This window comes from uncultured Rikenella sp., assembly GCF_910577125.1.
In the GTDB taxonomy this organism is placed as follows: Bacteria; Bacteroidota; Bacteroidia; order Bacteroidales; family Rikenellaceae; genus Rikenella.
Window position 1 is genome coordinate 1 of record NZ_CAJTMN010000093.1, and the last position, 7676, is coordinate 7676.

Below are 7676 nucleotides of genomic sequence, written 5' to 3' on the forward strand. Positions count from 1 at the left end.
GCCGCGGCGGTATCGGATGTCGTCGGCTACAGTTTCCCCTGCCGGTAGAGCTCCCTGCTCAGCTCGATCAGCTCTTCTTTCGTCTTGCCCGGATACAGTTCCCGTATCGTCTGTGCGGCCTGTTTGAATGCCATGTCCTGCGGTATCCCTTTCTGTTTGAGTTTCATCCACTCCATCACCACCAGCATCGGAACGTTGCGGTAAAAGACCATCGGTTTTTCCGTGTCCTCTCCCGGCAGGCTCGCCAGCCACACTGGAACTATATCCCTGTAACCTTTCTCTTTGTAAGGAAGCAATATTGATTCGAGGTCTTTGGTCGTCATAGCGGTTGGCTGTTTCAAGTATCGCCCGGATGGTCTCCGGAGTGATTCTTTGATTGAGGTCTACCGTCAAAGATAGCGGTTTTTCCCGTGTGAAGTAGGGCAGGTCTGAGTTCAGTTCCGTTGCGTATGCCAGTGCTTCGCGCCCCAATTGCCACTTCTTGTACTCGTCGGAAATCTCATATTCCTCTATTTCCCCGTTCAGTTCCTTTATTCCCCAGGCACGTAACCCGTCCAGTCCGATGTCGTCCACGATTGCCTCCCAGAGGGCGCCTTTTTCCGCAGCGGTCGCTATGGCATATTCGACATTCTGATGTCCTCCCACTTCGTGGATATAGGTACGTCGCGTCTGCTCCGCGTCCTGCATTTGCGGGGCGCAGATGTAGCTTTCGCGTCGCCAGGTGATGCCGTCGCGTTCGAACTCTTCGTCCAATCGCCCGCGCAATTCTTCGGGTAGTTCATCCACGTTATTGAAAACGTAGGCATTTGCTCCGGAGGCGCGGTTCATCTCGCCCACGATTTCGCCGACCGCCCGCAGCTTTTCCATGGGTGTCGCAGCTTCGCGCACCGGATCTGCTGTTTTGCTGTTTTTTTGCGTATCGACAAACCGTTTGAACTCCAACGCATCGTTGATGTCGCGGAATTGCGCGCCTCCTTCGTCGTCTATCCAGCTGCGCACCTCCGGCCGGTCGGCTTTATACGCGTCGTACATCGCTTCCAGCTCGTCCCAGTTTTCGGCGCGCCACGAGAACTCGTCCAGCCCGAAAGAGACCGGTTCCGTGTTGATGTTCGCCTCTATGTCATATATGCCGTACACCCCGCTCGGTTGCCCGTCGATGTCGTAACGTTGTATGAAATTGTTGTTCGCCTTCGGATCTGATTGTTCCCTGACCGTGATTGTCCCCGGGGCCCGCCTGTGCATCTCTTCCGTAATCAGGTCTCCCATTACGGGATCTAACGTCACGGAGGGTACATCCTGCGTTTCTGCAGCCTGTTCCGCCGTTTCGGTTTCCCGGGTCGGAGCGAGCGCGTCACAGACCTCTTCCCATTTGGTTACTTCGTTTTGAGCCTTGATCTGAGCGCGCCGCCGGTCGATCGCTTTGCGGATGTTCCCGGCCTGCTCCAATGCTTCGTGGGCTTCGTCGAGGCTTTCCCGGGCGACCTCTGCCGCCTCCTCTCCGAACTCCTCGTTCAACGCCGAGGCCACCGTGGTCGGGTCGTCGATCCGGTCGTAATCCGGCGTTCCGTCCTTTTTTCGGGGAATATTTTGCTCCGTCTCTTGCACATTCGGCCCGAAAGTTGTATCTTTGAACAAAGAGGTTTTTGGAGAGTTTCCCGCTGGCGCGGTTGCACCCGTCGAATGGCCGCTATTAACTTCGGAAGCATCGGTGTCAATGCTTTCTCCCACTGCGGGTACGGAATAGACCTCAGGTTTACGGCGCGAGTATCTCTTTTTAAAGATACCCGCGCTGTTTACATTCCAATAAGCTCCGTCTTTCGACAACTGGACGAACAGCGTGTTGTTATGGTTGTCCGGTAATTCAAGAAGATAAGTTTGGTTTTCGCCTATCTTTGCTCCTTCCCGGATATCTGTGTATTGTTTGCCGACAAGTTCTACGAACTGTTCTACGGAATCATACCCGGCATTTCTTATCTGATCGCCGTGTCCGGCTTCGATATGTGCTAATCCGTATCCGTGATTTTTACCGTCCGGGCCTACTCTGTTTTCTCCCGTGCTGAGTCTAATAGGTGCTGGTGTAAGCCCCGTTTCTTCGGCAATCTGTCCGAAATCGATACTTCCGTTCGAGGCAGTGACAAACGGCAGTCCGTTTTCGTCGATTTCGGGTTCAAGGTTTGCGGAACCGATTCTGTTTTGTGATTGTGTAGTTGTGTTGTCCGGTGTTCCTGTTAGCGTAGATTGAGAATTTTCCTGTGCCGCTTGTTCTTGCGTTGTTTGTGCAGATTGTTCTGCAGCGCTCAGCTCGGTTTCGCTTGGTGCCGGTTGTTCCGTCACCTGCGTCTCCTGGGTCGGGCTCTGTTCCGGAACGGCTGGCGTTGCCTCTTGCGTGTTTCCCTGCGTTTGTGCCTGTTGTTGCTGCTTGGGGGTAACGATGCTTCTCACGTCCAGCAGTGTGTGCGCCTCCTCTCCGTTCTCGTTCGTGAGGAGCTGACCCGTGGACGGGTCGATCGGCACGGCGTCGATCTCCACGAAACCGTTCCGGTTGGTGTAGACCTGATTGATATAAGCCTGCGATCCGTCTGCCAGCGTCACCGTCTGCCCGGCCAGCGTATTCAGGTCGATCGTCCTCGTCTCTTGCGCATTCGGCCCGGGATTTGTATCTTTGAAGTGAAAATCAGAGGGCGAATGGATACCGAGCGGGGTTGAGTTATTATCGGCATAGGTTGCAATCCGCGAATCGCTAAGGGGAACCGATTCTCCGTTCTGTGTTTCGGATACAGACCTTTGATTTTCTTGTTTTTGTGTAGTGTTCAGCCAGGTAGTCTTTCCTGTTTTTAGTAAGTTTTCGATGCGACTTGCTGATTTTTCCTGATTGGAGATAACGACTTCCTGTCCATCCTGACTGACCGTTACCGACGTGAAATAATAGATCCGTTCTCCGTTTTCGCCGGAGAACGTTTTTACGAATACGTACGACGAAGGCCTTTCGGTTTGTTGTCCGGGTGCGGCCTTGCTGGCATCTTCGATGATGATGTCCGGGTTGGTCAGAGTCGGTTTAATCATCCCGAGTTTGCCATTTCGCCCTTGGCGGCTCAGTTTGGCAAACTGGTTCTCACCCATTTTGACGGTGCCGATAGGCGTTTCCACAGTTCCCTCTGGACCAAACTCCCGATCCCAGTTTTCGATGGTGAGTTCCATCTCCGGAGCCGGTTCTGCCGTTTGTTGCATTTGGCGGACAAAGGCGTTCGCTTCGTCAGCTGTCATTGGTCGTCCGGTTGGAGGTACGGGTTGTTGGGCGGCCTGCATTGGTCCGTTGGGATTGATTTCTTGTATTTGGGTATCCCCGTTCGACAGTTTATCTTGGCTCTCTTCCTGCGGGATTGTCTCCGTAGTCGTTTCGGTCGGTGTGTTGGCGGTCACCCCTTCCTGCATGGGCCCGGTGGCTGGTACTTGCTCGGTCGCCTGTGCCTGTTCGGTGCCTGAGGTCGTCTGAACAGGCACCTGCTGTTGTTGCTGTCCGGCAGTCTGTTGCATCAGTGCTTGTTCCCGTTCGCTTCTCATCCGGATGTAGCCGTCCAGATCGTATTCCTCCTGCAACGTCAGCTCTTCTGCGTTGCATTGTTTCGTCTCTCCGGTTTCAGCATTTAGAACGAAGACCGTTGCGTCGGCCTCGGTTCCGTCCAACGATCCCGACCGGACGAAATACGTTGTTCCCTCCCGGTCGATAACAATTTGCGCCCGTCCGGTATCCCGATTAACGAATTGTCCGAATGTATGCGTCCAGCCCCGGATTTTTCGGCCCTGTTCCAAGGCCTGCTCCGCTCCTGCGCTAAGGTCGCCCCGGGTGTGCAGTTCCACATAATTGACGGCGGCTATCGCGTCCCGACGGTCGATGCCCCGCCAGTCGATTTGTGTCAGTTGTCGCACCCGCTCCTCGTTCTCTTCTGCCTCCATCGCCTGTCGTACCTTCTCTTTGATGGTCGGATCGGCGATCCTGTCGAGTTGTTCCTGCGCGGCGCGGCGCAGTTGTTCGGAACGAACGCCGTCCGCTATGGCCGCGGGAATGCGCACTGTTTCCATCATTCCGCCCATGATAGCGACAGACATGGCCGTTTGCCAAAGGTTCTCTTTTGAGAAATTTTCCGGAATTCGATCAAGTTCTCCGGTCAATACCGGTTCGATTAGGTTACCTGCCAGTTCTTCGCCGAATTCGCCCAGTGTTCCGTTGTATCCGGGAACTTTGCTCGCCCATCGATTGATTTGTTTGACCAAAGGGGATTCGAATTTTCCGATTCCCTCGGTCAGCCAGCCTCCGAGCGTCTTTCCGAGTGCTTTGGGAGCATTCCGTCGGACAAAGTTCCCGATGGCGGCTCCGGTCGGGAAGACGGTTCCGAGCCGTTCCGAGAATGTCTCCGTAAAACCCGAAGCAAAGGCTTTCCAGCTGCGTTCCCAGGGAGATGTCGGATCGGTTTTGATGACCGATAATTCTCCCGCAGGCTCTCGTGTGACGTAATATTGACCCTTCGTGCTATTGGCAAAATCGGCGTAAGCCGTACTCATCAGCGGCGTCTGGATAGCCGAGTTCGCGGCCATTTCCGCTGCTTTCAACGCGGCGCGTTTGGCGAGGGCCTTGGCTCCTTTTTTCGCGACGTTCGCCCCCAGCTTAACGACTCCTCCGGTACCTCCCGAGGCGGCCGTCTGTACCATGAACGGAATCGATTTCGATACGCTGGTGCCGATATTTCCCCATGTGGTTTTACCGCCCTGTTCATTCAGATACTGGTCGGCTTTTTGTCCGATCGCTGCCGAGAGCAGCAGGGCCTGTTCTTCGTCGGTCAGTTTTTCTCCGTTGGCTGATTTCTCCAACGCTCTCGTTTGTCGGAATTTTCTTCCGACTTCGTCCCAGCCGAGCGTCCCGAAAATGGAGAATGTCCATTCCTCATTCATAGGGATGCCGAGCCGGCGTTTTCCCGAAAACAGGGGATGGTTCTGATGCCGATCGGCAGCTATTTTTGTCTCCGCGAGGGGAGGAAATCGTTATCTTTGTCTCCCGTTATCTACCCTTATGGAAAACGAACCGATCTGTCGTCCCCTGTCGGAGCTCTCTACCTCCGAGAGCGGCGTCATCGTTAAAGTCCGCGGTCACGGATCGTTCCGCAAACGCATCTCCGAGATGGGCTTCGTGCGCGGCAAACGGGTGACTGTCATCAAGAATGCCCCGCTGATGGATCCCGTCGAGTACGAGATCATGGGGTATCATATCGCCCTGCGCCGCAGCGAAGCCGAGCAGATCGAAGTCTCTGCCGCTCCTGAAGAGGCCTTGAACATGGCGGCCAATGGAGCTTCTGCAGCCCAGGTGTTGCAGACCGACGAGATCGCCAACCGCTTTTTACACGAATCCGGGCATACGATTCAGGTTGCCTTGGTCGGTAATCCCAATTGCGGCAAAACCTCGCTCTTCAATCTGGCCAGCGGTTCACACGAACGCGTCGGAAACTACAGCGGTGTGACCGTCGAAGCCAAAGAGGCCACCGCCCGGCATGCCGGCTATACGCTCCGGCTCTCCGACCTGCCCGGAACCTACTCCATCACCGAATACACCCCCGAAGAGCTCTACGTGCGGCGGCACATCCTGGAGCAGATGCCCGACGTGGTGATCAATGTCGTCGATGCCTCGAATCTGGAGCGCAACCTCTTTCTGACCACCCAGCTGATCGACATGAACCTCAAGGTGGTGATCGCCCTGAACATGTACGACGAGTTGGAGCGGAGCGGCGCCCGGTTCGACTACGAGGCCTTGGGGCGGATGATCGGGATTCCGATCGTGCCGACCGTGGCGTCGAAAGGCGAGGGGATCGATGCGCTGTTCGACCGCGTCATCGCCGTTTTTGAGGACAACGAGCCGATGGTGCGTCACATCCATATCCATTACGGCGAGGAGATCGAACGCAGCATCCGGGCGCTTCAGACCCTGATCTGGCAGAATTGCGACATCGTGGCGCGCTATTCGTCACGTTATCTGGCTATCAAACTGTTGGAGGGGGATCGTGAGACCCTCTCCCTGTTGGACGGCGCGGCCAACTACGACGAGATTTGCCAGACGATCGGGCGGGAGACGGCCCGGTTGGAGCGGCTCTACAATGATTCGGTCGAAACGGTGATAGCGGATGCCCGATACGGTTTTATCGCGGGGGCTTTGGAGGAGACTTTCACGCCCGGGACGGGGGACAAGAACCGGAAAGCGACGCGGATCGACCGCATTATGACCCACCGTTTCTGGGGGTTCCCGATCTTCTTCCTGCTGATGTGGCTGATGTTCGAGGCGACGTTTACGCTGGGCGGAATCCCGGCCGAGTGGATGGAGAACGGCGTGGAGTGGCTCGGTCAGTGGGTCTCGGAAGCGATGCCCGAGGGGCCGCTGCGCGAATTGCTGGTGGACGGCGTGATCAGCGGGGTGGGAGGGGTGATCGTCTTTCTTCCCAACATCCTGATTCTCTTCTTCTTCATCTCGCTGATGGAGGATACGGGCTATATGGCACGGACGGCTTTCCTGATGGACCGCTTCATGCACCGCATCGGGCTGCACGGCAAGTCGTTCATCCCGCTCCTGATGGGATTCGGGTGCAACGTGCCGGCTATCATGGCCACGCGGACGCTGGAGAGCCGCAAAGACCGCATACTGACGATGCTGATTCTGCCGTTTATGTCGTGTTCGGCCCGGCTGCCGGTCTATGTCCTCCTGATCTCGGCCTTCTTCCCCAAGGGGCAGGGGTTGGTGTTGATGTCGATCTACGTGATCGGAATTGTGGTGGCGGTGCTTTCGTCGCTGGTACTCAAACGGTTGCTGTTTCATCGGGCCGAGGCGCCTTTCGTGATGGAGCTGCCGCCGTATCGGGTGCCGACGGCGCGGAGTGTCGTGCGGCACATGTGGAACAAGGGGTCGCAGTATCTGCGGAAGATGGGGACGGTGATTCTGGTGGCTTCGGTGCTGATCTGGGCGCTGGGGCACTATCCGAGGCCGAAGGAGGAGCAGGTGGCGGCGCTCTCGCCGTCGGAGCTGACGGAATGGCAGGCCGAACACTCCTATATCGGACGGCTGGGACATGTCGTGGAACCGGCGATGAGGCCTCTGGGTTTTGACTGGAAGATCGGTGTGAGCCTGTTGAGCGGTCTGGCGGCGAAGGAGATCGTGGTGAGCACGATGGCGGTATTGAACCGGCCGGCGGAGGTGCAGGCAGCCGGCGGAACGGCTGGCACCGACGAGGAGGTGTGGCAAGCGGAAGAGGAGGCTTTGACTCAGGATGCGGGCGAGGTCGATCGACAGCTGGTGCGGAGTCTGCGGGCGCAGCGGCATATGTCGGGGACTTTGGCGGGGCAGCCGGTCTATACGCCGCTGGTGGCCTACACGATGATGCTTTTCATCTTGCTCTATTTTCCTTGCGTGGCGGCGGTGGCGGCGATCCGAAAGGAGGCGGGAGGACGATGGGCGTTGTTCTCGGTGCTCTATACGACGGGGTTGGCGTGGCTGGTCTCGTTCGCGGTCTACCAGATCGGCTCGCGTTTCTTTTAATAATTGGATGCGTTTTCTACATTCGCTCTTTAGGTTTGAGGGAACTGTTCTTTTTCTGAAGAACCGAGCGGCGTTACGCGAGCAGAGACCGCTTGCGGGCTATGCC

General features: G+C 56.5%; 2 protein-coding genes. One reads left to right on the forward strand and one right to left on the reverse strand.

The window, feature by feature from the left end; translation table 11 throughout:
* The coding region (locus QZ292_RS08645; RefSeq protein WP_294600588.1) for a PBECR2 nuclease fold domain-containing protein at positions 1–4947 on the reverse strand (4947 nt) is incomplete at its 3' end.
* Positions 4948–5065: 118 nt separating this feature from the next.
* Here QZ292_RS08645 and feoB point away from each other — a divergent pair.
* Positions 5066–7570, forward strand: coding sequence for a ferrous iron transport protein B (gene feoB / locus QZ292_RS08650; protein ID WP_294600589.1), 2505 nt, complete (start codon positions 5066–5068; stop codon positions 7568–7570).
* Positions 7571–7676 lie beyond the last annotated feature (106 nt).

Bases quoted from the DNA above. Each gene is read 5' to 3' on its own strand.
- feoB (WP_294600589.1), top strand. From the start codon at position 5,066: ATGGAAAACGAACCGATCTGTCGTCCCCTGTCGGAGCTCTCTACCTCC.